At 59.4% G+C, this 1438-nt stretch carries 1 protein-coding gene; it reads left to right on the top strand.

Going from position 1 to position 1438, the window contains the following annotated elements; genetic code table 11:
• The first annotated feature begins 74 nt into the window (after positions 1 to 74).
• A complete protein-coding gene (locus BLR34_RS16540) occupies positions 75 to 1247 on the top strand; it encodes an ISH3 family transposase (protein WP_092704994.1) in 1173 nt (390 codons plus the stop codon).
• The last annotated feature ends 191 nt before the right edge of the window (positions 1248 to 1438 follow it).

Genomic DNA, 1438 nt, shown 5'->3' with positions numbered 1-1438 from the left:
CGGTACTTCCCAACCGGCGTGAGCAGCGGAGCTAAAGCGTCGCTCTGATTGAGGAAGATGTCCGGTTCAGAAGTGTGCTTGAGCTACCCGAACCGGACGGTGTTCTTTCGGCCGCAGACGTAAAAGAAGTAGCGGCTGACGTGATTGGACAGCTCCCAATGGAAGGAATCGAGGGCTCGCCCCTCGATTCCGGTGATATCTGGCCTGCCGTCACCATGGCCAGCGTCAACCAGTCGTCCGTTTGGGAGGTCACGTCCCAAACGGACGATACTCCCTGCGACGATACTGTCATGGACTGGCTCCACACGCTTCAGCGTGACCAGCTCGAAATGGCCGCCAGCCTTCTATTTCGCCACCTCGCTATGACGATTCTCGACCCTGACCGGTCGAGAATCGTCTCCATCGACTTCGTCGATAACCCCTACCACGGCTCTGCCCACGAGGACAGCGCCGAACTCTGCAAAACCACGCCAACCGACGGTACCACGACCTGTCACCGTTACTGCACCGCCTACGTTGTCTCGAACGGGAAGCCGGTGACGCTGGCACTGACATACGTCCGCAGCGACGAGAAGGAGGCCGACGCGGTCGAGCGCGTCCTCGACCGCGTCGGCACCTATCCCTTCGAAATCGACCTCTTGCTCGCTGATCGCGGCTTCTACAATGAACGGGTGATTCGTCGCGCACGCGACCTTGCAACGACGGTGATCCCTGTTCAAAAGAAGGGTGAGCGGATGAAAGACAAGCTCGCCACGCACTGCTCGTACATGACGACCTACCGCATGTACAAGGACAGCGAGCGGGAACTACGCTTCCCGCTCGCGGTCTCTGTCTCCTATCAGAACGGAGACCGAGGCAAGCATGGCGAGGTCGTTCGTGGGTACGTGGCGTGCGATCTCGGAGATCGCACGCCTACACAAGTCGAACGACGCTATCGGAAACGGTCGGCAATAGAGACGAGTTACCGGCTATTTCGCCAAGCACGAGCAACAACGACAACACAAGACCCGATCGTCCGGTTTGCGTTCGTGATCGTCAGCTTCCTGCTGGAGAACCTGTGGCTGGTGCTGCGATGGGCGGTCGTCGCCCGCCCACAGCGGGGCGGGCGCGACCTGCCCGAGCAGTTCACGTTCCAGACGTTCTGTGACTGGATTCGTCACGAACTGGAAGAAGAGTTGGCCCGGCGGTGGGAGATTGAAATGAACGGTGTCGGCGTCCCCGACGCGTACGCCTCGGCCGCGGGCTGACGGCCAGCCCGCGGCCTCAGGTAAGCGAGTCGTCAGCAGCAGCACTCGTCAAAAACCGCTTCAACAATCGTTCTCGTCACTGTCTCTGTTCAATTCAGACCGATGCTTCGATTCAGCCAGCTACCGTTCCGAGATTGAACGGCTCATACCAACTCAACTCGGCTTCCGAATTCTCGATTGGGAAGTACCGA

This window comes from Halovenus aranensis (genome assembly GCF_900100385.1).
In the GTDB taxonomy this organism is placed as follows: domain Archaea; phylum Halobacteriota; class Halobacteria; order Halobacteriales; family Haloarculaceae; genus Halovenus; species Halovenus aranensis.
This window is presented reverse-complemented; position numbering and strand designations above follow the sequence as displayed.